Below are 24,851 nucleotides of genomic sequence, written 5' to 3' on the forward strand. Positions count from 1 at the left end.
CTCTCCGCGCCACGACAAGGGCGCTGCACCTCGTTAGAATCGGCCCACCCCATGCCCTGGAATGGCCACCATGTTCTGGCTTCTGGCAATCCTTGCCTACCTGCTCGGTTCGTTGTCCTTCGCCATCCTGCTCAGCCGACTTGCAGGCGGGCCAGACCCGCGCGCCAGTGGTTCGGGCAACCCCGGCGCCACCAACATGCTGCGCGTCGCCGGCAAGAAGCTCGCCGTGATGACGCTGATCGGCGACCTGCTCAAGGGCCTGCTACCAATCCTGATCGCCAAGCTGCTTGGCCTGAGCCTGCATCAGCAAGCCTGGATCGGCCTAGCTGCCGTGGTCGGCCATCTGTACCCGCTGTACTTCCGCTTTCGCGGCGGCAAGGGCGTAGCCACTGCCGCCGGCATGCTGCTTGGCCTCTATCCACCGGCGGCGCTGCTCGCTCTGGCGGCCTGGGCGCTGGTATTTCTGCTGACCCGCACCAGCTCGCTGGCCTCGCTGATCGCCACGCCGCTGACGCTGCCGCTGCTGGCCTGGCAACAACCGGCTGCCTTGCTGCCAGCCTGTGTGCTGACCGGGCTGATCGTCTGGCGCCACCGTCACAATCTGCGCGACCTTTTCGCCGGACGCGAACGGCGTTTTTGACTGAAAAACAAAACCTGTAGGAGCGAGCTCTGCTCGCGAACCGAAAAGCTTCGCGAGCAGAGCTCGCTCCTACGCGTAAATACCAAATGGCGCTCAAATCGCCGGCAGCGACTCCATCGGCCAACGCGCCTGCACCTTGATCGCCAGATCCTCATGCTGCCCGGCCAGCAAACGCTGGCAACCGGCATAGGCGATCATCGCGCCGTTGTCGGTGCAGAAACGCGGCCGCGCATAGAACACCTTGCCCTTCATCTCGCCCAACATGCGCTCCAGATGCTCACGCAGCGCCTTGTTGGCACTCACGCCACCAGCGATCACCAGGCTGTTCAGCCCTGCCTGCTTGAGTGCGCGCTTGCACTTGATGGTCAGAGTCTCAACTACCGCCTGCTGGAAGGCCAGCGCGATGTCGCGACGGGCTTGGTCGAGGTCGTCGTCACTGTTACGGCATTGCTGCCAGGTATTGAGCGCAAAGGTCTTCAGACCACTGAAACTGAAATCCAGGCCCGGGCGATCGGTCATCGGCCGCGGGAAGACGAAGCGCCCCGGCGTGCCCTGCTCGGCCAGCTTGGCGATTTCCGGACCGCCCGGGTAATTCAGCCCCATCAGCTTGGCGGTTTTGTCGAAAGCTTCACCGGCAGCGTCGTCCAGCGACTCGCCGAGCAACTGGTACTGGCCGATGCCATCGACGCGCACCAACTGAGTGTGCCCACCGGAAACCAACAAAGCGACGAACGGAAAGGCCGGAGGCTGCTCTTCCAGCATCGGTGCCAGCAGGTGACCTTCCATATGGTGCACACCGACAGCCGGCACGCCCCAGGCAAAGGCCAGCGCCTGAGCGCAGGACGCGCCGACCAGCAGCGCGCCGACCAGGCCAGGGCCCGCCGTGTAGGCAAGCGCGTCGATGTCGCTGGCCTGTTTGCCAGCCTCATCCAGCACCTGGCGGATCAACGGCAGCATGCGTTTGACGTGATCGCGCGAGGCCAATTCCGGCACTACGCCGCCGTAGACGCGATGCAGGTCGATCTGGCTGAACAGGGCGTCAGCCAGCAGGCCACGCTCACTGTCATAGAGCGCGACGCCGGTTTCATCGCAGGAGGTTTCCAATCCCAGTACGAGCATGGAGCTTGAGCCTTGATTTGCCGCGTGGAACAAAGGCGCGCATGATAAGCGCCGCCCGGCGGAGCGGCCAGCGCTTTTCGATCAGAGGCCTTTGCATTCCTCGGCTCGAGGGGGTAACATCCGCAACCCTTAAAAACCGACGCAACCCGAGCCATTTGCCGGGAACGCGTTGAACACCGGTAATTAAACGAAGGTACGACCTGGATGCCAGCCGTCAAAGTTAAAGAGAACGAACCCTTCGACGTAGCCCTGCGTCGTTTCAAGCGCTCCTGCGAAAAAGCCGGCGTACTGGCTGAAGTCCGTAGCCGCGAATTCTACGAAAAGCCGACCGCTGAGCGTAAGCGCAAAGCCGCTGCCGCTGTTAAGCGTCACGCCAAGAAAGTGCAGCGCGAGCAGCGTCGCAGCGTTCGTCTGTACTAATCCGTACAGCAACGCCCGAATGCCCGGCCCTGGCCGGGCATTGCATTTGAAAGACTCCGCCTCGCGCTTCAGCGAGTAAGCGGAGTTTTTGCTTTTCTACCAATCGTTGTCCCGCGCTCGCGCCGGGCAGTATGCTGAGCGCCTATGGCCGGCCTGATCCCGCAATCCTTCATCGATGACTTGCTCAACCGCACCGACATCATCGATGTGGTGAGTTCGCGCATCCAGCTGAAGAAGACCGGCAAGAACTACAGCGCCTGCTGTCCTTTCCACAAGGAAAAGACCCCTTCCTTCACCGTCAGCCCCGACAAGCAGTTCTACTACTGCTTCGGCTGCGGCGCCGGCGGCAACGCGCTCGGCTTCGTCATGGACCACGATCAACTGGAGTTCCCCCAGGCGATCGAGGAGCTGGCCAAACGCGCCGGCATGGATGTGCCGCGCGAAGAAAGTGGCCGCGGGCACAAACCCAGGCAGCCCGTCGACTCACCGCTCTACCCGCTGCTCAATGCCGCTGCCGAGCACTATCGCCAGGCACTGAAAAGCCACCCGCAGCGCAAATACGCGGTGGACTACCTCAAGGGCCGCGGCCTGACCGGCGAAATAGCCCGCGACTTCGGCATCGGCTTCGCCCCGCCCGGCTGGGACAATCTGCTCAAACAACTGGGCGCCGACGCCCTGCAGCAGAAAGTCATGATCGACGCCGGCCTGCTGATCGAGAACGCCGAGAACGGCAGGCGCTACGATCGCTTCCGCGACCGCATCATGTTCCCCATCCGCGACAGCCGCGGCCGGGTGATCGCCTTCGGTGGCCGGGTACTGGGCGATGACAAGCCCAAGTACCTCAACTCACCGGAAACCCCGGTGTTCCACAAGGGCCAGGAACTCTACGGCCTGTACGAGGCACGCAAGCACAACCGCGATCTCGACGAGATCATGGTGGTCGAAGGCTACATGGACGTCATCGCCCTGGCTCAGCAGGGCCTGCGCAACGCCGTGGCAACCCTGGGCACGGCCACCAGTGAAGAACACCTCAAGCGCCTGTTCCGCATCGTGCCCAGCGTGCTGTTCTGCTTCGACGGCGACGCCGCTGGCCGCAACGCCGCCTGGCGCGCCCTGGAGTCCACGCTGTCGAGCCTGCAGGACGGCCGCCGCGCGCGTTTTCTGTTCCTGCCCGACGGCGAAGACCCGGATACCCTGGTACGCGCCGAAGGCACCGACGCCTTCCGCGCGCGCATCAACCAGCACGCACAACCGCTGGCCGACTACTTCTTCCAGCAATTGAGCGAAGAAGCCGACCCGCGCTCGCTGGAAGGCAAGGCGCACCTGGTGACCCTGGCCGCGCCGCTGATCGACAAGATCCCCGGCAACAACCTGCGCGCCCTGATGCGCCAGCGCCTGAGCGAGATCACCGGCCTTTCCGGTGAAGCACTGAGCCAGGTCGCCAGCGCACCGCGCAGTCATGCGCCGAGCACCACCAGCCAGGCGCCCAGTAGCGATTACCCGGATTACGGCGACATCCCCGACAGCGCCTACTACGACAACCTGCCAGACGTCGGCGGCTACGAGCAGCCCGCCCCGCCTCATCAACAGCACTACGAGCGCAATAACGAAGGCGGCAAAGGCAGCTGGAAGAAAGACGGCGGCGGCAAGTGGAACAAGAAGGGCAAAGGCGATTTCGCGCCACGTGCCCCGCGCACCGCGGTGAGCGTCGAATCACCGCACCTGATCGCCCTGCGCACGCTGCTGCACCATCCGCAGCTGGCGCAAAAAGTCGAAGATGTCAGCCATTTCGCCGACGAAGACGACACCTACGCCCAGCTTCTCGTGGCCTTGGTCGGTGCCCTGCAGAAAACGCCCAACCTGCGTTCACTGCAACTGATCGCCCGCTGGCACGGCACCGAGCAAGGCCGTCTGCTGCGGGCACTGGCAGAGAAGGAATGGCTGATCCAGGGCGACAACCTTGAACAGCAGTTTTTCGACACCATTACTACACTTGCAAACAGTCAATCGCAGAGGCGGCGTGAAAAGGCGCTCCGCAGCATCATTCATAAAAGCCCCAGCGAGCTCACAGACGAGGAAAAGACATTGCTCAGAGAGCACTACAGCCTGGCCTCCTCCTAGAGCAGCAAGTCCCCAACTGGCGCCTAAAGCCAAAACCGAGGTATAATCCTCGGCTTGTTTTCAGCCCGCCAAGACCTTCAGTGGATAGGGTGTTATGTCCGTAAAAGCGCAGCAGCAATCTCGTATCAAAGAGTTGATCACCCTGGGTCGTGAGCAGAAGTATCTGACTTACGCAGAGGTCAACGACCACTTGCCTGAGGACATTTCAGATCCTGAGCAGGTGGAAGACATCATCCGCATGATCAACGACATGGGGATCCCGGTACACGAGAGTGCTCCGGATGCAGACGCCCTGATGCTGGCCGATGCCGACACCGACGAGGCTGCAGCCGAAGAAGCCGCTGCCGCCCTCGCTGCTGTCGAGACCGATATCGGCCGCACCACTGACCCAGTGCGCATGTACATGCGTGAAATGGGCACCGTGGAACTGCTGACCCGCGAAGGCGAGATCGAAATCGCCAAACGCATCGAGGAAGGCATCCGCGAAGTCATGAGCGCCATCGCTCACTTCCCCGGCACCGTCGACGGCATCCTCGCCGAGTACACCCGCGTCACCACCGAGGGCGGTCGTCTGGCCGAAGTCCTCAGTGGTTACATCGACCCGGATGACGGCGGCGTGCCTGACGAAGCCGCCGCCCCCGTACCGGTAAAGGATGGCGCCGCCGCTGAAGAAAGCGACGACGACGAGGAAGACGGCGACAGCGACGACGAGGAAGAAGAAGGCGACGGCGGTCCAGACCCGGAAGAAGCCGCACGCCGCTTTGGCGCCGTCTCCGAGCAACAGGACAAAGTCCAGAAAGCGCTGAAGAAGCACGGCCGTGGCAGCAAGCAGGCCACCGAAGAGCTGGCCACCCTGGCCGAGCTGTTCATGCCGATCAAGCTGGTGCCCAAGCAGTACGACGCCCTGGTAACCCAGGTGCGCGATGCTCTCGACCGTCTGCGTGCACAAGAGCGCGCCATCATGCAGCTGTGCGTACGTGATGCGCGCATGCCGCGTGCCGACTTCCTGCGCCTGTTCCCGGGCAACGAAATCGACATGGACTGGTCCGCCGACCTGGCCAAAGGCAAGGCGAAATACGCCGAAGCCCTGGGCAACCTGCAAGCCGATATCCAGCGCTGCCAGCAGAAACTGGCTGACCTGGAAGCCGAGTGCAGCCTGAGCCTGGCCGAGATCAAGGACATCAACCGTCGCATGTCCATCGGTGAGGCGAAAGCTCGCCGCGCCAAGAAGGAAATGGTCGAGGCCAACCTGCGTCTGGTGATCTCCATCGCCAAGAAGTACACCAACCGCGGCCTGCAATTCCTCGACCTGATCCAGGAAGGCAACATCGGCCTGATGAAGGCGGTGGACAAGTTCGAATACCGTCGCGGCTACAAGTTCTCGACCTACGCTACCTGGTGGATTCGCCAGGCGATCACCCGCTCGATCGCCGACCAGGCGCGCACCATCCGGATTCCGGTACACATGATCGAGACCATCAACAAGCTCAACCGCATCTCCCGTCAGATGCTGCAGGAAATGGGTCGTGAGCCCACTCCGGAAGAGCTGGGTGAGCGCATGGAAATGCCTGAGGACAAGATCCGCAAGGTATTGAAGATCGCCAAAGAGCCGATCTCCATGGAAACCCCGATTGGCGACGACGAAGATTCGCACCTGGGCGACTTCATCGAGGACAGCACCATGCAGTCCCCGATCGACGTAGCCACGGTCGAAAGCCTCAAGGAAGCCACTCGCGAAGTGCTGGCCGGCCTCACTGCCCGTGAAGCCAAGGTTCTGCGCATGCGCTTCGGTATCGACATGAACACCGACCACACCCTCGAGGAAGTGGGCAAACAGTTCGACGTTACCCGTGAGCGTATTCGTCAGATCGAAGCCAAGGCGCTGCGCAAGCTGCGTCACCCGACGCGAAGCGAGCATCTGCGCTCCTTCCTCGACGAGTGATATCAGAACCCCCGGCCCAGGCCGGGGGTTTTGCTTTCTGGGCAGTGTGCCCGAGCACTCGCCAGCCACAGGCAAGCACGGGCACTGCAATCAAACTGCCATCCCGGCAATAGCCGATCTACACTAGAGCGATACTGATCTCGAAACGAGGCTGCTATGCCCCGCTTGCCGGCCATTGTGCTGTTGTGCCTGGCGTATTGGATGACCCCGGCCCTAGCCCTGACACTCAACGAGGACGAGCGCACCTGGCTGGCAGCCCACCCCGAACTACGCCTGGGTGTCGATGCATCCTGGCCACCCTTCGAATTTCGTGACGAACAGGGCAACTACCACGGCCTGACCGCCAACTATGTGCGACTGATCGAAGAACGCCTTGGCGTCGAGCTGCAACCCGTCGAGCCCAGCAACTGGAGCGCGATACTGGAGCGAGCGCGCAGGGGCCAGGTCGACCTGCTTCCCGGTGTGATGTCGACACCCGAACGCCAGGAATACCTGACCTTCACCCGCCCCTACCTGGACTTCCCCATCATCATCCTGGCCCGCACTGGCGGACCTCAGCCCAAGCAGCTCAAAGACCTCTACGGCCTCAAAGTCGCCGTCGTCAGCGATTACGCCCCGCACGAACTGCTGCGCCAGCAACACCCTGACCTCAACCTGCTGCCCCTGCGCAATACCGCCGCTGCGCTGCAGGCGCTGGCGACCAACGAGGCTGATGCCATGGTCGGCGACCTCGCCTCCAGCGTCTGGAGCCTGCGCCAGCTCAAGCTCGACGGCCTCTATATCAGCGGCGAGACGCCCTATCGCTATCAGCTGGCAATGGCCGTACCCCGTGGGCAGACCATGCTGATCGGCATTCTCGACCGCCTCTTCGCCGAACTCAGCGCCGAAGAAATCGCCGACCTGCAGGAACCCTGGGCCGGCAGCGTGCTGGACAAACGCAGCGTCTGGCACGAAACCCTGCTCTACAGCCTGCCCGCTGTGCTTGGCCTGCTGGCGATCATCGCCATCATCCTGCGCATCAATCGCCGCCTGAAACGCGAGATGCGCAACCGCGAAGCGCTGGAGCAGGAGCTGCACAACCGCGAGCAGCACTTTCGCGACATGGTCGAAAGCCTCTCGGCCATCACCTGGGAGACCGAGTCCAGCGGGCTCACCTACACCTACGTCTCGCCCCATGCGGAAAAGCTGCTCGGCTATCCCCTGCACGAATGGCTGGAGCCCGGTTTCTGGCAACGCCATCTGCACCCGGACGATCACCAGCGCACCCTGCGCAACTGCCTGGAACAATGCGCAAGTGGTAACGACCATGCCCTGGAGTACCGCCTGCTGGCCGCCGACGGGCGCACGGTGTGGGTGCGCGATATCGTTACCCTGCTGCAGCGCGACGACCGCCAGGTGATTCGCGGTCTGATGGTCGACATCAGCGACGCCAAACAGACCGAGCAGGCGCTGCGCCTGTCAGAACAGAAGTTCGCCTCGGTGTTCCAGCAATGCCCGGACATCCTGATCATCACCCGCCGTGTCGACGGCGTGCTGCTGGAGGTCAACAGCACCTTCGTCGAGCAAACCGGGTTTAGCGTCGAACAATCCATCGGCAAAACCGCCACCGAACTCGACATGTGGGGCGTGCCCGGCATCGGCCCGAGCCTGCTGCTGCGTCTGCAGGACGAAAGCCTGCGCAACCTGGAGATGCCCTTCCGCCGCGCCGACGGCAGCCTGTTTACCGGGCTGATTTCGGCCAGCCCCTTCGTCCTCGACAACACCCCCGCGCTGGTCGTGGTGGTACGCGACATCAGCCAGCTGAAGACCACCCAGCAAAAGCTGCAGATATCCGAGGAGAAGTTCGCCAAAGCCTTCCACGCGTCGCCTGACGGTCTGCTGATCACCCGCTTGCGTGACGGCCTGCTGGTAGAGGCCAACGAAGGATTCAGCCACATCACCGGCTACAGCCTCGACGAGATAGCCGAACAAAGCACCCTCAGCCTGGGCATCTGGGCCGACCCGAAAGATCGGGAACGCCTGGTGCAACGCATTCGCGAGCAAGGCAGCGTGCGCGACCTGATCGCCCCGGTGCGGAACAAGAGCGGCCACCTGCGCCTCTGCGAACTCTCCGCGCAGCCGCTGCCCATCGGCGGCGACGAATGCCTGCTGACCATCGCCCGCGACATCACCGAACGCCAGCAGATGCAGGAAGAACTGCAGCAAGCCGCCACCGTTTTCGAAAGCACCGCCGAAGGCGTGATGATCACCGACCTCGAGCAGCGCATCACCGCGGTCAACCGTGCGTTCACCCAGATCACCGGCTACAGCGAGGCCGAAGCCCTCGGCCAGCGCCCCAGCCTGCTCGCCTCCGGGCAGCACGACCAGACCTTTTACGCCGCCATGTGGCACAGCCTGGCGGCCGACGGTCACTGGCAGGGGGAAATCTGGAACCGGCGCAAGAACGGCGAACTGTACCCCGAGTGGCTGACCATCAGCGCCGTGCGCAACAGCGATAACCAGACCACCCACTTCGTCGGTGTATTCGCCGATATCTCCAGCCTCAAGCACGCTCAGGCACGCCTCGACCACCAGGCCCACCATGACCCGCTGACCGGCCTGCCCAACCGCCTGCTGTTCGAGAATCGCCTGCGCAGTGCGCTGGATGGCTCACGCGCCGACGACCAACTGGGCGCCGTGCTGTTTCTCGACCTCGACCGCTTCAAGCAGATCAACGACAGCCTCGGCCACCCGGTCGGCGACCAGTTGCTCAAGGCCATCGCCGCGCGCCTGAAACTGCAGCTGCGCGATATCGACACCGTGGCCCGGCTCGGTGGCGACGAATTCATCATCCTGCTGCCCGGCCTGCAACAGCCGCAGGACGCCGAACAGGTCGCGCAGAAACTGCTCGAATGCTTCGGTGCGCCGTTCCAGCTCGACAACCACGAGTTCTTCATCAGCGCCAGCATCGGCATCAGCCTCTACCCCACGGACGGCCTCGACGTCGCCACCCTGGTGAAGAACGCCGACGCGGCCATGTACCAATCCAAAGCCAAGGGCCGTAACCGCAGCGAGTTCTATACCCGCTCGCTGACCTTCCAGGTAAACGAACGCATGGCCATGGAACAGGAACTGCGCCGCGCCCTGGAACGCGACGAACTGTGCCTGTACTACCAACCCAAGTTCTGCCTGCGCAGCCAGAGCCTGGTCGGCGCCGAAGCACTGGTACGCTGGCCGCACCCGGTGTTCGGCGACATCCCGCCGGATCGCTTCATTCCCGTCGCCGAAGAGAGCGGATTGATCCTGCCACTGGGCGACTGGGTGCTGGAACAAGCCTGCCGCCAACTGCAGGACTGGCAGGAAAGCGGCCGCGGCTTCGGTACCCTCTCGGTCAACCTCGCCGGCGCCCAGCTGCATCAGCCAAGCCTGCTGCCGCGCATCAGCGCCCTGCTGCAGCGCTACAACCTGGCGCCGGAGCTGCTGCAACTGGAGATCACCGAAAACTTCATCATGAACCAGGCTGGCGAAGCGCTGGACATCCTCCACCGCCTCAAACAGCTCGGCGTGCAACTGGCCATCGACGATTTCGGCACCGGCTACTCCTCGCTCAGCTACCTCAAGCGCCTGCCGCTGGACGTGCTGAAGATCGACCAGTCCTTCGTCCGTGGCCTGCCGGACGACCCACACGACCTGGCGATCACCCGCGCCATCATCGCCCTGGGCAACAGCATGCAACTGACGGTGATCGCCGAAGGCGTGGAGACCAAGGCCCAGGAACTCTGCCTGGCCGCCGAAGGCTGCCTGCAGATCCAGGGCTACGTGGTCAGCTGCCCGCTTTCTGCCGAGGCCTTCACCCGGAAATTTCTCCCGCCAGGTCAAGCGGTTGGCGCTGGCGAGAACGCGCCGGTATAATCCGCCGGCCTTCTGGGGGCCTATAGCTCAGTTGGTTAGAGCAGAGGACTCATAATCCTTTGGTCCACGGTTCGAGTCCGTGTGGGCCCACCACCTTCAAAGCCGCGCATTGCGCGGCTTTCGTGTTTCTGCACATCTCATATGTAATGCGCCGGCAGCCACCCAGCCCCCGGGAAAGCTGCGAAGCTATTGCCTACATCCCAACATGTAGCCCAAGAGCCACAAAAAACGATTAGTAGGCGTATCTTGTAGCCCAAAAGACACAAAAATGAATCAGGCTGCTTGTATAGCTGTAGCCCACGAGCTACATTTTTCTGCATTACCTGTATTTTTGATGCCCAGGGGCTACAAATGACCTCTCTCCACGACGTTTCCGAAATGCTGAAACAGGCGCGCGGTGACGCAAAACTGAGCCAGGAAGCGCTGGCCAGTCGTGCTGGCGTCTCGCGCACCACCGTAGCCCGTATGGAAACCCTGGCCAAAGGCGATATGAGTGTCTCGGCGCTGGTTCGGCTATTGGAAGCGGCAGGTTACGACCTGAAGCTGGTCAAGGCCGGACACCAACGCACGGTCGAAGACATCCTCGACGAGCAACGCTCAGGGAGTGCTTGAGCATGATCCTCGACGTCCACGTCAGCTCACGGCGGGTGGCCAAGCTCTATCGGGAGCGCGATGAATATGTGCTGAAGTACCTGCCGGGCACAGCAGCGGAAGACTTTGTCAGCCTGACGATGCCGGTACGGGAAGAAGCTTGGCGCTGGCCGCGCGACCTCTTCCCGTTCTTCCGGCAGAACCTGCCCGAGGGGTATCTGCTGGGCGTTATCCGCGAAGAATTTGGCCCGCTGCTCGATGGTACCGACCTGTCCCTGCTGGGCGTGGTGGGCGGCACCGGCATCGGCAGAGTCTCGGTCACGCCAGAGGGTGTTGAGCCCGGCGTCGAAATGGCGCCGCTGGAGATAGAACACCTGCTCAAAGCGGAAAACACCAGCGAACGGTTCGCCGCACTGGTGCGGCAATACGCTCGGGTCGCCGTATCGGGGGTCGTGCCAAAATTCATTGCCACTGACGCCATCGACCCTCGTGAGCCGCTGGGCAAGCCGACCCTGCGCACCGGCTTTCACATCATCAAGGGCTCTGACGAAACCACCCCTTTTCTGGGCTTCAACGAGTTCTACACCATGCGCGTACTGGAGCGACTGAACGTCGTGCCGGTCGCTGCCTGCCGCATGTCTGACGACGGCAAGGTCCTGGTAGTGGATCGCTTCGACGTGGACGAACACGGCATCCCCCGCTATGGCGTTGAGGATGCCTGCGGGCTGCTGGGTTTACCGCCCCATGAAAAGTACGCTCCCACCACCGAGCGGGTTTGGAATGCCACACGCGCCTACATCCCCGCTGACCGCCTGCAAACGCAGCGCGAGCACCTGGGCTTGCATCTGCTCACCAACTACGTGGTACGCAATGCCGACTGCCACGCGAAGAACATCGCGCTGTTCTACTCCTCCCTATCTGACGTGGGCTTCACGCCGGTCTATGACCTGGTGACCACTCAGGCCTACCCGCGCTTTGCCAGCAACCCGCCAGGCCTGTCCGTTGGAGGCAGGCAAACCTGGACACCGGGTCGATCCCTGGAAACTTTCTTCAAGGCCGTACTGGGCATTGCCCCGAGCAAATACGCAGCCATGCTCGAGCAACTCTGCGAGTCCGCCATAGAGGTCGGCAACGAAGTGATCGAAGCCGCGAAGAACGAGCCCGCCTGGCGCGACGTAGCCAAGCATATGGTGCATGCCTGGAACGAAGGCATGGAAACAGTCCGCAGCCCCAAAGCCGCCGCACACTTTCGTGGCCTGGATAGCGCCATCGAAGACGCCGGCTTCTCCGGCCCGCGCAAACCTGAGCGCAGCAGAGAAGTGATTGGCCGCTCCAAATTGCTGGCGAAGAAGCGCTGACCAGCAAGCGACACGGCAGCCCAACGAACGTCAGGTGAGAACACGGTGAGCCAGATAGCCCTTATTCGGCTCACCAAATGAGCCGAATAGGTGCGCTAATCGGCTCATGAACAAAAAGGGCAACTCCCTTGTGGGCCGCGCTCAGCCCTGGGCAATGCCTCCAAACCTGGCGTAACCGCCTAGCGGCCATAGGACAATGGTCGCGATCCTCTTGAGCGATTGAAAGCAATTAGCCATTATCCGGGTGTGCCAGGCATCTGGATTTCGGCACGCCTGCTCGCTCGTACAACGAGCGCCACCCAAGCGGCTCCGCTCACGGAAGAAAATATGGACGTCGGCCTCATTCTTCGCCCGCTTATAGACAGCCTGTTCTGGCTGATCCCAGCAGCCCTGCTGATCGGCCTGCTCAAATCGCCGTGGGCCAAGGGGCAGATCGGTGAGCTGCTGGTGCGCCTGTTCGCCCATTGGCAGCTGGACAAACAGACCTACCGTCGCCTGCATAACGTCACCCTGAACACGCCGGACGGCACCACGCAGATCGACCACGTATTCCTCTCGCCCTACGGCATCTTCGTGCTGGAAACGAAGAACATGAGCGGCTGGATCTTCGGCAGCGAAAAGCAGGCGCAGTGGACGCAGAAGCTCTACAAACGCACCTTCAAGTTCCAGAACCCGCTGCGGCAGAACTACAAACACCTAAAAGCTTTGGAAGCCACCCTTGGCGTCAATCCCGAGCACCTGCACTCGGTCATCACCTTTGTCAGCGGCAGCACCTTCAAAACAGAAGTGCCGGCCAACGTTACCCAGGGCATCGGCTTTATCCGCTATATCCAGTCATTCCAGCAGCCGGTATTCGGCGAGTCTGAAGTCGACGCCATGCTGCAAGCCCTGCAAACCGGCCGCCGCGCACCGACCCTCGCCACACATCGCGAGCATGTGCAGAACCTCAAGCGGCGTAGCGACCCAACAGCCGAGCGACAATGTCCGAAATGCGGCAGTGCGCTGCTGATACGCACCGTGAAATCAGGGGCGAAAGCGGGGCAGCAGTTTTGGGGATGCTCGGCGTTTCCGAAATGCCGAATTCTGCAGAGCCTTTAACAACCACCCATTGATACGCAGGACGCTCATCATGCAATCAATAACGGCTTCATCACACTCTCAGCTCTGCTAGCTGAGCAAAGCCACTAAGCTCGATTCAACATAAGGATGGAGTTGTATGAAGGGCTCGAAACACGGCGCCTCACGCGCGGGGTCGCATGCCGGGCGTGGCTTTCGATACCAGGATGCCGCCGGCGTCTGGCTGGCAACTCAGTGCTGGAGTGAGGAACTGCCTTACGGCGAGGTAGTCCCGGAAGGGCTGGACGACTACGAGCTTCGCGGAGCGACGCGCTCTGCCCTTGTTCAGGTGAAATCACGCCGCGACCACTTGGGACCGTTCTCAGCCAGCGAGGCGGCAAACTTCGTGCGTGAGCTTTGGTATCGAAGCGAGGGCGCATCCTCGCCCCTTACCGGTGATTTGATCTTGCTTGTAGAACAGCCGATCGCAGGTGGCCCCACTACCGATCACAGGCTGGCCGATAACCCGAGCCTGGCCAAGGCCATGGCTAGCGATCCAGGCTGGAGCTCACTCGCACCTCGTACTCTTGTTTGGATTACCCCCGCGCCCTTTGAAGTCGCCCTGAGATCCATCAGTCGAATGATGTCCTGCACTCCCTTGGCTGCACAGGTTCATTACGCTGAGCTACTTAGCCGCATCGGCAACTTGGCCGATGCCAATGGCTTAATCACAGATAACCGCTATGCAGGCCTGGCCGTATCTGACGTGGAGGCTTGTGTGCGCAGGATCGAGCCGATCCTTGACCTAAGTGGCATGGAGGCAGCACTACGCGACGGACTCTGCGAAGCGCTCGATTTCCTGACCCCCACGGATGACCCCGGCTTTTATCAAGGCATCAATACACGCCCCGGACACCTCGCGGCCGGTCTGGTCGCCGAACGCCCGGAGACGCGCAGCATAGTTCTCGACGCTCTGGAAGCCAGTGGTGCCACGTTGATCGTGGGCCAATCGGGCAGCGGCAAATCGGCGCTGATGTGGGAGGCGGCACGTGCGGTCCGGCATACCGTGCGCTGGTTCGAAATCAAGCGAGGCGATGCAGCCGACGCACACCTCTTCATGCGTCTAGCCCAGGCATTAAGAGCATCCCCTAACGCACCGATCGGTTTCATCTTGGACGATGTCGGGCGCGGAGGCGGCAGCCTTTGGGATAGTTTGAGTAAGGAGGTCGGCGGCGGTAGCGGGATTTTGCTGCTCGGCTCAATCCGAGAAGAAGATGTGTTTATGCTGACTGCTCGGGCGCGCGCAAAAGAGGTTCGCCCTCCCGTTGAAGAAGCGGTGGCAGAACGAATTTGGCACCGGCTGCGCGACCAGGACCGGACGTCTTGGATGGGTTGGCGCGAACCCTGGGAGCGAAGCGGCGGACTCCTGCTCGAATTCACACATATCTTGACGCGTGGCGAACGGATCGAGACTGTTCTTGGTGAGCAAGTGGATCGACGGCTGCGCGAATCTCGCGATACCGAGCTGGCCATCCTTCGCGTTACTTCGCTCGCCAGCATGGCGGGCGCCACAATTGATGCTGAACGGCTGTCCACGACGCTGGATATCGCACCTGGTGATCTGAGTCGAAGTCTACGCCGCCTGATTGATGAGCATCTCGTTTCGGCGAAAGAGGATGGACGCATCGGAGGCCTTCATCAGCTACGTTCGGCAATGCTCTTCGACCTTTGCCATGCTTACCCACCACCGCCGCCATCACGAACGGTGACAGAGGCGGTTCATTCCGTGCATAGCGATAGCTTGGAAGCCTTGGCCGCCCACGTGCTGGTGAGTCACCCCAGCGCGACAGGCGCTTTCGTCGCGGCCCTCGCCTCACGGCTGGAGAAAGAGCGCGATCCCGTCGCTCTGGTCACAGCACTGTACGGCATGGGCCAGGCGCACATAGAGGCAACACTACGGGCTTGGGTAGCAGAAGTTCTGTCGGACGGACTGGAACCGTCGCAAATCACCCTAGCCGCCATGTTCGCAGTCGCGAACACTGATATCTCCCCCATGCCAATACCGGATCGCCTGAGGAGTGCCATAGGAACATTACGCCCCAGATCAGCTGCGGACCCACGAACGAATCTACTGTCCGCCCTTTCTCGAACCTCCTTGCAGCAGATTGTAGCCACCACCGACGCCCACCGCCTTCGAGCACTCATAGGAGCGCTAGTCGGCATGGAACTGCCGGAGTCTTTGCGATCGGCACTGCTGGCGGTGAAGCCCGATTTCGAAGCAGTCGATCTTAGCGACGTTGCTGATCTGCTGGGCGCGATCCATCTGATAGATCCACGCATCGCATCAAGCTGGGTGGAGGCACCGGTGCGCAATCGTTTACTGGAGCGCGTCCCATGCGAAATTCCCTGGGCAGGGCCGGTTACAGTCGAAGCAGCACCCGAAGGGCGTCTTCTACGCAGCGTCATTTACTACGTTGCCCCCTCCGTTCAGGCTCGACTCAACGATGAAGTGGCACCACTCTGCGCCACGCTGCTTGGGCTTGACCCCAGTGCAATGGTAGCGGCCGTCGACGCACTGGCGGCCGACGGCCGTCCATCCGGATTACCGGATGCCAGCAAACGTATCCCTCGGGAGAATATCGCGCCCACCGCATTGCCCGCGTGGAACCAACGCTGGATCGCCGCGGCAGCAAGATTGGTTGGCAACGAGAGCTACACCGACTATCTGCATCGCTCGTATGGAATGCTGGAACGCTTGCTACCCGTACTAGAGCGCATAGTGGATACCACTCTGCGCGGTAAGCCGCCTCAAGCGAAGATTCTTGAGCGCTTCGGCAATATTCACGACGCTTCTCGCCAACTGACTCCGCCACGAGACGCAGCCCCCAATTGCAGCGCTCCGACAGAGCACAGCACACCGCTGCAAAATCTGCTTTCCCATTGCTCTGCCGATTTGATTCTACGCTTCATCAAGTTGCCGGATGGCTACGGTGCATTTGTCCTATGGACCGGCTATTTGCTCAAAAACGTGCAAGAGGCGCGCGAGGAACCTTGGGAACTTTTAGGTAAATCGCCTGCAAAGTCGTTGGATCGTTTGGAGAGCCTGATCGCTTCGTTGCGGCTGCTGGCCATTGAAGCTGGCACGCAGGGCGCCAAGCTGACGCAATGGATTTCCATCGCCCGTAGCGCCTTACCGGACGACGCTTTGCGTAGTGTCAAGATGGCCGTTGAGCGCAAGCTGCAGGCAAGCTCAGAGAGCTATCTGCAGGGTATTGAAGCCGAGCTTAGACGACAAGCTATCGAGCTTGAATTGCATACGCGTCCAGATTGGGAAACTCCCCTGCCCTGGCCGAATAGAGTCTTCCTGGCAATCGCGGATATTTCATCACCCAGCGATTGGCCGGCATGGGTTGAAGCACATGCCGCCCAGGTTCAGTCGACCATTGGCGAAGGCCGCCAGGTCTGGTTTGTCCCACGTATCGATCACCTCGCACTATCGTGTCTGACGATAAAAGGACGGTACTCACTATTTGCATCGCCGTACTCTGGGGACGACTGGCTAGATACTCTCCAGCAGCCGCGATTGAACGATATTCTGACCCGAGAGGCGCAACGAAGCATTGAGCTGATTACAGAGCTTGACGGCATGCGCCACTTCAGACTGGGAGAAAAGGATAGATCCCCTGCTGAGCAAGCCGTACGGCAAGACCATGAACGACAGCTCGCAGTGGCTCTCAAGGCATTCGAGGCGCAGGCCGAGGGAACGTCAGTGCAGATGCAGTTGCGGAAATTCAGCGAGGACGTGGCAGCCGGCAATGTCGCCCTGGCGGAGGGCCTAGCAGCACTGCTGCGTAACAGACTGACTTCCGATTGGGCGGCACTGCTCACACTTCAGAACGCTTTGTTGGAACAGGATCTTGCTGCTGTTGGATGTGGGCAAGGTGCAGACAATCCGCACGGAGGGAATCGAACATGAAAACAGTGAGCATCGACCTGGACAACTGCTACGGCATCAAGAAGCTGCAAGCTGAATTCGATTTTTCTAAAGCAAAGGCCTGTGCCGTCTATGCGCCGAACGGATCTATGAAGTCCTCACTCGCGCAGACCTTCCAAGATGTCGCAGACGGTGTCGCCTCCAAGGATCGCATCTTCCCGGCGCGCGTGTGCAGGCGCGAAATCAAGGACGAGGCCGGTGCGGATCTACCCAAGGAAGGTGTACTCGTCGTTCGTCCATATGACGAGGTTCTGGGGCACTCACCGAAGACTTCAACGCTGCTGGTCAACCCTGCGCTACGCCAAGAATACGAAGCCCTCCATGCCGATATCGACGCGGCAAAGGAGACCTTGCTGAAAGCTCTCAAAGAGCAGTCTGGCTCCAGGAGGGACATCGAAAAGGAGTTGTCGTCCACCTTCACAGCACGTGACGACCAGTTCTATGTTGCGCTGAATCGTATCAAGGACGAGATTGCTGCGCTGCCCGACGCCCCGCTCGCGACAGTCGCCTACGATGTCGTGTTCGACGATAAGGTGCTTGCTCTACTCGCCACGGATGAAGCGAAAGCTGCCATTCAGGACTACATCAAGAAGTACAACGAACTGTTGGCCGCATCGACCTACTTCAAGAAAGGCACATTCAACTACTACAACGCAGCGACGGTCGCAAAGCAGTTGGCCGACAACGGCTTCTTTGAGGCGAAGCACTCCGTCACCCTAAATGCCGACGCCAAGCTAGAGATTACCAGCCAGAAGGAACTCGAAGAACTGATCGCCAAAGAGAAGGATGCGATCTCTAATGACGAGGAGCTGAAAAGGAAGTTCGCGAAACTCGACAAGCTAATCCAGAGGAACGTCACGGTCCGCGACTTCGAAGCCTACCTGCTGAACCATGAAGAGTTGCTGGTACGGCTAGGCAACGTACCAGCTTTCAAGGAGGACGTTTGGAAATCCTACCTCAAGGTGCGCCTCGAGCCATTTCAGGATCTGCTGAACAAATACCAAGCAGCCCAGACCAGACGCAAAGAAATCGAAGAGCAGGCAGCGAAAGAGCGCACGCAGTGGGAAGAAGTGATCGACATGTTCAACGATCGCTTCTTCGTACCGTTCAAGCTGGAGGCAGTTAACCGGCTGTCCGTAATCCTCGGTCAGGAGCCGATGCTAAGCCTCGACTTTACGTTTGAAGATGGGACAGATAAGGCCGCTGTTGACCGCAGCTCACTTATGCAGGCCCTCAGCACGGGGGAAAAAAAGGCCTTCTACGTGCTGAACATCCTCTTTGAAATCGAAGTGCGGAAGAAGGCACAACAGGAAACACTCATCATCGTCGATGACATTGCGGACTCGTTCGACTACAAAAACAAGTACGCCATTATTCAGTACCTGATGGACATTGCCGAAGACCCCCACTTCAAGCAGATCATCCTCACCCACAACTTCGACTTCTACCGGACTATTCAGAGCCGGTTTGTTCGGTACCCAGACTGCTTCATGGCGTCAAAAACTGCCGCAGGCTTGGTGCTTGAGCAAGCCGCTGGAATTCAGAACGTATTTGTCAAAGACTGGAAGCCAAATTTCGCTGCCGAGCCGAAGAAAAAGATTGCCTGTATCCCCTTCATGCGCAATCTCATCGAATACACAAAGGATGCGGCCGACCCCGATTTCGTCAAACTGACGTCGCTGCTGCACTGGAAGGCCGACTCCGATCAGATCACCATTTCTGACCTGGATGTGATCTTCAACAGACTGTTCGGACAAAATGTTGCTTCGGCCGAAGGTGCAAAAACTGTGATTGCGCTCATCGAGGATGAGGCCAGTGGGTGCCTAAAGGCTGCCGAAGGTATCAATTTCGAGAACAAGATCGTGCTTGCCATGTCGATCCGTCTCACCGCCGAACGCTTCATGGTCAAGCGCATCAACGACCCGGCCTTCGTCGCGGGAATTGACTCGAACCAAACACCAAAGCTGCTGAAAAAATTCCGGGAGCTGTTCAGTACAGAGCTGAAGACGCTCAGAATCCTTCAACGTGTGGCCCTAATGACCCCCGAGAATATTCACCTGAATTCCTTCATGTATGAGCCCATCCTAGACATGTCCGATGGACATCTGCGGAAACTGTATGGCGAGGTGATCATGCTCGCCTGATGTCGAACCAATAGCTGGTCTTTCAGCCTGAGGCGATACCAACCGTTTAGAAACTGACCGTTTCGCGGTACAAAAAACAGTACACTGGCGGTACAGTGCCTAGCTTCTGCAGGTTTCGCAAAACTATGCTCAAGCCCAGTAACCACGCTACTTTCAGCTTATTTTTCTTACAGTAAGCTGCTCACGATTTTACTGGGTTTGAGGCATTTCTAGGCAACTCATAATCCTTTGGTTCACGGTTCGAGTCCGTGTGGGCCCACCACCTTCAAAGCCGCGCATTGCGCGGCTTTTTGTTTATTGCTTCTCGTCGTAATCGTATCGTCGCCACCCAGCCACTTTCCCTGAACCTTTCCCACCCCATCCAGTCAGCTCTAGAACCGTCGCGCTCCGCGGCGCCAGCAAAGGATGCGTGTTATGCGAGACCGCACCAGCAGGATCGCCGTTTCACCGCCGCACCTCGAACAGCTATGGCAGCGTTATCAGCGGGTGCGTACTGCCAGCGAGCGGCTCTGTGAGCCGCTGGAAGCTGAAGATTATGTGATCCAGAGCATGGCGGACGTCAGCCCGCCGAAATGGCATCTGGCGCATGTCACCTGGTTCTTCGAGGCGTTCGTGCTGCAGCCCTTTCTGCCGGGTTATCGCCCGCTGGATGAGCGCTACGACCATCTGTTCAATTCCTACTACAAGACCCACGGCACGCCCTTCGAGCGGGCGCGGCGTGGGTTGTTGTCGCGGCCGACGGTAAGCGAGGTGTACGCCTATCGCAGCCATGTCGATCTGGCCATGGCGCAGTTGCTCCAATCAGGCAGCGAACTTGCCGACGAGGTGCTGCAGCGGGTCGAGCTGGGGCTGGAGCATGAGCAGCAGCATCAGGAGCTGCTGCTGATGGATATCAAGCACATCCTGGCGCAGAACCCGTTGCGGCCGGTTTACCGGCATGACCTCAAGCCGGTTGGCGCGGCGGCCGGCGACATGCGATGGATCGAATTTCCCGCCGGGCTGCGGCATGTCGGTCATAACGGCGAGAGCTTTGCCTTCGATTGCGAGCGGCCGCGCCATCGGGTGTTCGTCGAGGCCTTTCAGCTCGCCAGCCGGCCGGTGAGCAATGGCGAGTATCTGCAGTTCATCCGCGATGGCGGTTATCGCAGCACGGCGTTGTGGCTGGCGGACGGCTGGGACCACATCCAGCGCGCAGGCTGGCAGGCGCCGCTGTACTGGCAACGCGAGGGCGACGACTGGCTGGAGCTGACCCTGGGCGGCCCGCGCGAACTGGATCTGGATGCGCCGGTTTGCCACCTGAGCTACTTCGAGGCCGAGGCCTTCGCCACCTGGGCGCAGGCACGTTTGCCACGCGAAGAGGAATGGGAAGTGGCCGCGCAGGACGAACCGTTGTGGGGCAACTTCGTCGAGAACGATCACCTGCAGCCGGTGGCTGCGGGCGCGGGTGATGGCCTGCAGCAGCTCTATGGCGATGTCTGGGAATGGACCGCCAGCGCCTACCGCCCCTACCCCGGCTTTCGGCCGCTGGGCGGCAGCCTGGGTGAGTACAACGGCAAGTTCATGTCCGGGCAGATGGTGTTGCGTGGCGGCAGCTGCGCCACGCCTGAAGACCACGTGCGCCCCACCTATCGCAACTTCTTCTACCCCACCATGCGCTGGCAGTTCTCCGGCCTGCGCCTGGCCAAGGAGCTCTGAGCATGGCATTGGCAATCCGTACCCACGAACAATCCCTGAGCCCGGAACAGGAAAGCCTGCGCGAAGAAGCGCTGCGCGGCTTCGCGGCCAGCCCGAAGGCGATGTCACCGAAGTTCTTTTACGATCATCGCGGCTCGCAGCTGTTCGAGCTGATCTGCCAGCAACCGGAGTACTACCCGACGCGCACCGAAGAAACCATCCTGCGCCTGGCAGCCAACGATATCGCCGAGCTGGCTGGGCGCAACGCCAGCCTGGTGGAGCTGGGCAGCGGCGCCAGCCGCAAGATCCGCCTGCTGCTCGAAGCACTGCGCCCGACGCGTTACCTGGGCATCGATATCTCCCGCGAGTTTCTGGATATCTGCACCCGCCGTCTGGCAGCCGACTATCGCTGGCTCGACGTGCATGCCCTGTGTGCCGATTTCAGCCAGCCGCTGAAATTGCCCGCCGAGGCGCTGGGGCAACGGCCCTTGGCGTTCTTCCCCGGTTCCAGCATCGGCAATTTCGATCCGCATGAAGCCCGCGCCTTTTTGCGCAACCTGCACCGGGCGCTGCCGGCCGGCGGTGGCTTGCTGATCGGCGTTGATCTGGTCAAGGACCGCCAGGTGCTGGAGCGCGCCTACAACGACCAGGCCGGGGTGACTGCAATGTTCAACCTCAACCTGCTCGAGCGCATTCGCAACGAGCTGGACAGCGATATCGACCCCCGCCGCTTCCAGCACTGTGCCTTTTACAACGAAGCCGAGTCGCGCATCGAGATGCATCTGGTCAGCCGGCAGGCGCAGCGAGTGCGCATAGAAGATCGCGCGTTCGACTTCGCTGCTGGCGAAACCCTGCACACGGAGAATTCCTATAAGTACACGCCGAGCGGCTTTCGTGAATTGGCGGGTGAATGCGGCTTCGCCTCGGTCGCCATGTGGCGCGACCCGGCGCAGTTGTTCAGCGTGCATTTTTTGCGGCGGGAGTGAGGGGGATTCGTCAGGGAGAAATGGCGAGCCGTCGCCAGGGGCGGGATAAACAAATTGCTGTGCGATCTTCTGCCCTCTCCCCCAACCCCCACCCTGTGCCCCAGCCCTTCGCAGAGCTCAGGTCGCGACAGCGGGCGAAGCAGTGCTTCGCTGTTTCCGCTGTCGCCCCGCAAGCGGGAGAGGGGGGGGCAAAGCGCGTTCGACATTAGTAGGCGAGCGCGCTCGGGACAGGCCTCAGCGTTTGGCGATGATATACACCGCGTGCACGATGCCAGGGATGTAGCCGAGCAAGGTGAGCAGGATGTTGAGCCAGAAGGCGCCGCCGAAACCGACCTGGAGGAACACGCCCAGCGGCGGCAGCAGGATAGCGATGAGGATACGAATAAGGTCCATGCGGTACTCCTTTACATTCCATAACGGGGTACCTGAATAGACTCTGAGCAGCGCCTGGCAGTTCATTCGCGGCGAGCAAGTCAGCGGCAATACTGAGAACCAGACGCTGGCGTCGCCAGGGATATGACTTTAGTCTGGCGCCAAGATGGAAGCGCCCCACATGCCTGAACAATCACAACAAGAACGCATCATCGTCGCCGACGACCACCCGGTTTTCCGCGATGGCCTGTGTCGTATCGCCCAGCGCGTCTTCCCTAAGGCGTGCGTTCTCGAAGCCGGTGACATGGATGAAGTGCTGAGCCTGGCGCAAGTCAGCACGGCGCCAAGCCTGTTCATGCTCGACCTGCTGTTCCCCGGCCAATCACCGCAGGCCATCAGCGCGTTGCGCCAGACCTTTGCGCGCAGCTCGATCGTGATCGTGTCGATGGTCGACAACCGCGAGTTGATCGATGAAGTGATGAGCGCAGGTGCGGACGGTTTCATCGGCAAGGCGACGCCGCCGGATGAAATCGCCGATGCGTTGCTGGCCGTGCGCGCCGGGGAGTTCGTCCTGACCCTTGGCCCATCTGGCGTGCCGGCCTTCGCCGAGGACCGTCATCTGCTGGAGCAACTGACGCCACGCCAACAGGAAGTCTTGCTGCTGGTGGTGCGCGGCCTGTCGAACAAGGAAATCGCCCGCGAGCTGGCGATCTCGCCCTTTACCGTGCGCATCCATGTGTCCTCGCTGCTGCGCACGCTGGATGTCAGTACCCGCGCAGCGGCCGCCGCCAAAGGTGCCAAAGCCGGGCTGGTGTAAGCATCACGCGGCCTTGAGCTTGAGTTTCAAGGCCACCAAAAGCGACCGCAGCTCGGCGGGCTGTACCGGTTTCGACAGGATCGGGATATCGCTGTCACCCACCTGCTCCTGCACGCGACGCACATCGTGCCCGGTCATGATGATCGCCGGCACCTTGCGTCCACTGCTGCGCCGCACGTGCTGGATGCAGTCAGCCCCCGAAGCCTCGGTGCCGAGGTCGAAATCCGTCACCACCAGATCGAAATGCGCAGAGGCATCGGGCAGCGTGCTGAAGGTGGCGACTTCACAGCCCCATTTCTGCAGCAAGGTGGCGGTGGCCAGCAGCACATTCTGGTCATCCTCGATAAGACACACACGCAAGCCATCGAGCATGCGCGGCGCCTGCAGGGTGCTGCGCTTGGCGGAGGACGGCTCGCTCGGCGCCTCGACGCGTTGCAGGCCATCGATCACCGCCCGCGTACCGCGCTTCTCCACGGAGCGAATGCTGACGCGCATGTCCATCAGCGTGCCCAGGCGTCTGACGATGGCCAGGCCCAGGCCCATTCCCTCGACGTCGCTGTCGCGCTGCTGACGCACGCGGTAGAACTCCTCGAAGACGCTGTCGAGATGGCCGGCGGCGATGCCGCGCCCCTTGTCGTAGACCTCGATGGCGACGCCTGGCCCACGACGCCGACAGGCGATCAACAGCGGTTTGCCCGGCGCATATTTCAGGGCGTTGGACAGCAGGTTCTGCAGCATGGTGGTGAGCAGCACCGGGTCGGCACGCACGTACAGCGGCGGGCAGCGCAGGCGCATCTCGACCCCGGCCCAGCGCGCCGCTTCGGCGTTTTGCTGGATGAGCTGCTGCAGCAGGCTGCGCAGCTCCAGCGACTCCAGATGCGGCACCACCTTACCGCTGTCGAGCGAGTACATATCGAGAATGGTGCGGAACAGGCGTGCGACGCTGTGCAGCGATTTGTCGATGTTCTCCACCAGGCGCCGCTGCTCGGTGCCCAGGCTGCTGTCGCGCAGGCAGGCGGTGAACAGGCTGATGGAATGAATGGGTTGCCGCAGGTCGTGGCTGGCCTGGGCGAGAAACTGCGATTTGGCGCGGTTGGCGGCCTGCTCGGCCTCGGCCGCCTGGCGCGAGCGTTTGAGCAGGACATGCATATAGGTCGGCGCCATCAGGGTGGTGAGCAGCAGCGTGACGATCAGGTAGGGCTGGGACTGCCAGTACGCCGACAGGCTGGCGACCAGCGTCAGCGACAGCAACGCCATCAGGGTGGCCAGCAGCAAGTAGCCGGAACCGTAGCGCAAGCCATAGCCGATGGTGATCCACAACAGAATCGCGTAGACCGGCAGCATGGCCGTGCCGCCGCATGTCAGGACCACCGTGATACCGGCATAGTCGGTGAGCATGGTGATCAGCCGACGCCCGCGATAGTTGCCAGGACGCCGCCTGATATCGAACCAGATCAGCGTGGCGACAACGCTGAAGACGCACTCCAGGACAAAGATCTTCCATACCAGCGCCGGGTTGATCAGCGAGAAATGGTAGAGGATCACGATGTAGCAGGCCGCGACCGACATGAAGATCAGCCGCACCCCGGCCTGGGCGCGTTCGGTGTCGTAAGCGGCGGATACGGTCCCAGACATGACGTTTCCCTGCTGATTACAGCTCATGTTGTGCTGCCGGCACCTTAGGCCGGAGCCTGCAGCCAGCGCAAGGAACTGGTTGGCAGGCACA

The 24,851-nt window shown here is 61.1% G+C and carries 16 protein-coding genes and 1 tRNA gene; 14 read left to right on the plus strand and 3 right to left on the minus strand.

The features are described from left to right. The first annotated feature begins 70 nt into the window (after positions 1–70). Positions 71–640 carry a glycerol-3-phosphate 1-O-acyltransferase PlsY gene (plsY, locus tag CDO35_RS16855; RefSeq protein WP_099525840.1) on the plus strand — a complete coding sequence of 190 codons (570 nt, stop codon included), beginning with the start codon at positions 71–73 and terminating at the stop codon, positions 638–640. Positions 641–733: 93 nt separating this feature from the next. Here plsY and tsaD read toward each other — a convergent pair whose 3' ends face one another. Continuing rightward, on the minus strand, positions 734–1,759 hold the full coding sequence (gene tsaD, locus CDO35_RS16860) for a tRNA (adenosine(37)-N6)-threonylcarbamoyltransferase complex transferase subunit TsaD (RefSeq protein WP_099525841.1): 1,026 nt from the start codon (positions 1,757–1,759) through the stop codon (positions 734–736). A 204-nt stretch (positions 1,760–1,963) separates the two neighbouring features. Between tsaD and rpsU the strand changes: the two genes are divergently transcribed. The 12 genes from rpsU (at position 1,964) to egtD (ending at position 21,936) form a co-directional block, all read left to right on the plus strand. Next, positions 1,964–2,179 carry a 30S ribosomal protein S21 gene (rpsU, locus tag CDO35_RS16865; RefSeq protein WP_003290642.1) on the plus strand — a complete coding sequence of 72 codons (216 nt, stop codon included), beginning with the start codon at positions 1,964–1,966 and terminating at the stop codon, positions 2,177–2,179. 144 nt (positions 2,180–2,323) lie between these two features. Continuing rightward, positions 2,324–4,300, plus strand: a complete 1,977-nt coding sequence (gene dnaG / locus CDO35_RS16870; RefSeq protein WP_099525842.1) for a DNA primase — start codon at positions 2,324–2,326, stop codon at positions 4,298–4,300. 94 nt (positions 4,301–4,394) lie between these two features. Beyond that, on the plus strand, positions 4,395–6,242 hold the full coding sequence (gene rpoD, locus CDO35_RS16875; RefSeq protein ID WP_099525843.1) for an RNA polymerase sigma factor RpoD: 1,848 nt from the start codon (positions 4,395–4,397) through the stop codon (positions 6,240–6,242). 156 nt (positions 6,243–6,398) lie between these two features. Then, positions 6,399–10,133, plus strand: a complete 3,735-nt coding sequence (locus tag CDO35_RS16880; RefSeq protein ID WP_099525844.1) for an EAL domain-containing protein — start codon at positions 6,399–6,401, stop codon at positions 10,131–10,133. A 16-nt stretch (positions 10,134–10,149) separates the two neighbouring features. Further along, a tRNA-Ile gene (locus tag CDO35_RS16885) sits at positions 10,150–10,226 on the plus strand. A 258-nt stretch (positions 10,227–10,484) separates the two neighbouring features. Then, positions 10,485–10,745: a helix-turn-helix transcriptional regulator gene (locus CDO35_RS16890; protein ID WP_099525845.1), complete on the plus strand. Its 261-nt coding sequence runs from the start codon at positions 10,485–10,487 to the stop codon at positions 10,743–10,745. A gap of 2 nt (positions 10,746–10,747) precedes the next feature. Beyond that, positions 10,748–12,082, plus strand: coding sequence for a type II toxin-antitoxin system HipA family toxin (locus tag CDO35_RS16895; RefSeq protein ID WP_099525846.1), 1,335 nt, complete (start codon positions 10,748–10,750; stop codon positions 12,080–12,082). A 327-nt stretch (positions 12,083–12,409) separates the two neighbouring features. Further along, complete coding sequence (locus CDO35_RS16900; protein WP_099525847.1) at positions 12,410–13,180, plus strand: nuclease-related domain-containing protein; 771 nt, start codon at positions 12,410–12,412, stop codon at positions 13,178–13,180. 118 nt (positions 13,181–13,298) lie between these two features. Continuing rightward, complete coding sequence (locus tag CDO35_RS16905) at positions 13,299–17,114, plus strand: hypothetical protein (RefSeq protein WP_099525848.1); 3,816 nt, start codon at positions 13,299–13,301, stop codon at positions 17,112–17,114. After that, entirely contained in the window at positions 17,111–19,276 is a 2,166-nt protein-coding gene (locus CDO35_RS16910) for an ATP-binding protein (RefSeq protein ID WP_099525849.1), read from the plus strand. The genes CDO35_RS16905 and CDO35_RS16910 overlap by 4 nt, the downstream gene beginning before the upstream one ends. 414 nt (positions 19,277–19,690) lie before the next feature. After that, on the plus strand, positions 19,691–20,971 hold the full coding sequence (egtB, locus tag CDO35_RS16915; RefSeq protein WP_099525850.1) for an ergothioneine biosynthesis protein EgtB: 1,281 nt from the start codon (positions 19,691–19,693) through the stop codon (positions 20,969–20,971). Between the two features lie 2 nt (positions 20,972–20,973). Continuing rightward, positions 20,974–21,936 carry an L-histidine N(alpha)-methyltransferase gene (gene egtD, locus CDO35_RS16920; protein ID WP_099525851.1) on the plus strand — a complete coding sequence of 321 codons (963 nt, stop codon included), beginning with the start codon at positions 20,974–20,976 and terminating at the stop codon, positions 21,934–21,936. Positions 21,937–22,170: 234 nt separating this feature from the next. Here egtD and CDO35_RS16925 read toward each other — a convergent pair whose 3' ends face one another. Next, a complete protein-coding gene (locus tag CDO35_RS16925) occupies positions 22,171–22,329 on the minus strand; it encodes a YqaE/Pmp3 family membrane protein (RefSeq protein WP_003084988.1) in 159 nt (52 codons plus the stop codon). A gap of 160 nt (positions 22,330–22,489) precedes the next feature. On the opposite strand from CDO35_RS16925, the gene CDO35_RS16930 reads away from it, so the two are divergent. Next, positions 22,490–23,125 (plus strand): LuxR C-terminal-related transcriptional regulator, encoded by a 636-nt coding sequence (locus CDO35_RS16930; protein WP_099525852.1) that lies wholly within the window; start codon positions 22,490–22,492, stop codon positions 23,123–23,125. A 3-nt stretch (positions 23,126–23,128) separates the two neighbouring features. Here the strand turns inward: CDO35_RS16930 and CDO35_RS16935 are convergent, their stop codons facing one another. Beyond that, positions 23,129–24,760 carry a hybrid sensor histidine kinase/response regulator gene (locus tag CDO35_RS16935; protein ID WP_099525853.1) on the minus strand — a complete coding sequence of 544 codons (1,632 nt, stop codon included), beginning with the start codon at positions 24,758–24,760 and terminating at the stop codon, positions 23,129–23,131. Between the last annotated feature and the right edge of the window lie 91 nt (positions 24,761–24,851).

The sequence above is a fragment of the Pseudomonas sediminis genome (genome assembly GCF_002741105.1).
Taxonomy (GTDB): Bacteria; Pseudomonadota; Gammaproteobacteria; order Pseudomonadales; family Pseudomonadaceae; genus Aquipseudomonas; species Aquipseudomonas sediminis.

Bases quoted from the DNA above. Each gene is read 5' to 3' on its own strand.
- CDO35_RS16930 (WP_099525852.1), top strand. From the start codon at position 22,490: ATGCCTGAACAATCACAACAAGAACGCATCATCGTCGCCGACGACCAC.
- CDO35_RS16900 (WP_099525847.1), top strand. From the start codon at position 12,410: ATGGACGTCGGCCTCATTCTTCGCCCGCTTATAGACAGCCTGTTCTGG.
- dnaG (WP_099525842.1), top strand. From the start codon at position 2,324: ATGGCCGGCCTGATCCCGCAATCCTTCATCGATGACTTGCTCAACCGC.
- plsY (WP_099525840.1), top strand. From the start codon at position 71: ATGTTCTGGCTTCTGGCAATCCTTGCCTACCTGCTCGGTTCGTTGTCC.
- rpoD (WP_099525843.1), top strand. From the start codon at position 4,395: ATGTCCGTAAAAGCGCAGCAGCAATCTCGTATCAAAGAGTTGATCACC.
- CDO35_RS16890 (WP_099525845.1), top strand. From the start codon at position 10,485: ATGACCTCTCTCCACGACGTTTCCGAAATGCTGAAACAGGCGCGCGGT.
- tsaD (WP_099525841.1), bottom strand. From the start codon at position 1,759: ATGCTCGTACTGGGATTGGAAACCTCCTGCGATGAAACCGGCGTCGCG.
- egtD (WP_099525851.1), top strand. From the start codon at position 20,974: ATGGCATTGGCAATCCGTACCCACGAACAATCCCTGAGCCCGGAACAG.
- rpsU (WP_003290642.1), top strand. From the start codon at position 1,964: ATGCCAGCCGTCAAAGTTAAAGAGAACGAACCCTTCGACGTAGCCCTG.
- CDO35_RS16895 (WP_099525846.1), top strand. From the start codon at position 10,748: ATGATCCTCGACGTCCACGTCAGCTCACGGCGGGTGGCCAAGCTCTAT.
- CDO35_RS16905 (WP_099525848.1), top strand. From the start codon at position 13,299: ATGAAGGGCTCGAAACACGGCGCCTCACGCGCGGGGTCGCATGCCGGG.
- egtB (WP_099525850.1), top strand. From the start codon at position 19,691: ATGCGAGACCGCACCAGCAGGATCGCCGTTTCACCGCCGCACCTCGAA.
- CDO35_RS16910 (WP_099525849.1), top strand. From the start codon at position 17,111: ATGAAAACAGTGAGCATCGACCTGGACAACTGCTACGGCATCAAGAAG.
- CDO35_RS16935 (WP_099525853.1), bottom strand. From the start codon at position 24,760: ATGTCTGGGACCGTATCCGCCGCTTACGACACCGAACGCGCCCAGGCC.
- CDO35_RS16925 (WP_003084988.1), bottom strand. From the start codon at position 22,329: ATGGACCTTATTCGTATCCTCATCGCTATCCTGCTGCCGCCGCTGGGC.
- CDO35_RS16880 (WP_099525844.1), top strand. From the start codon at position 6,399: ATGCCCCGCTTGCCGGCCATTGTGCTGTTGTGCCTGGCGTATTGGATG.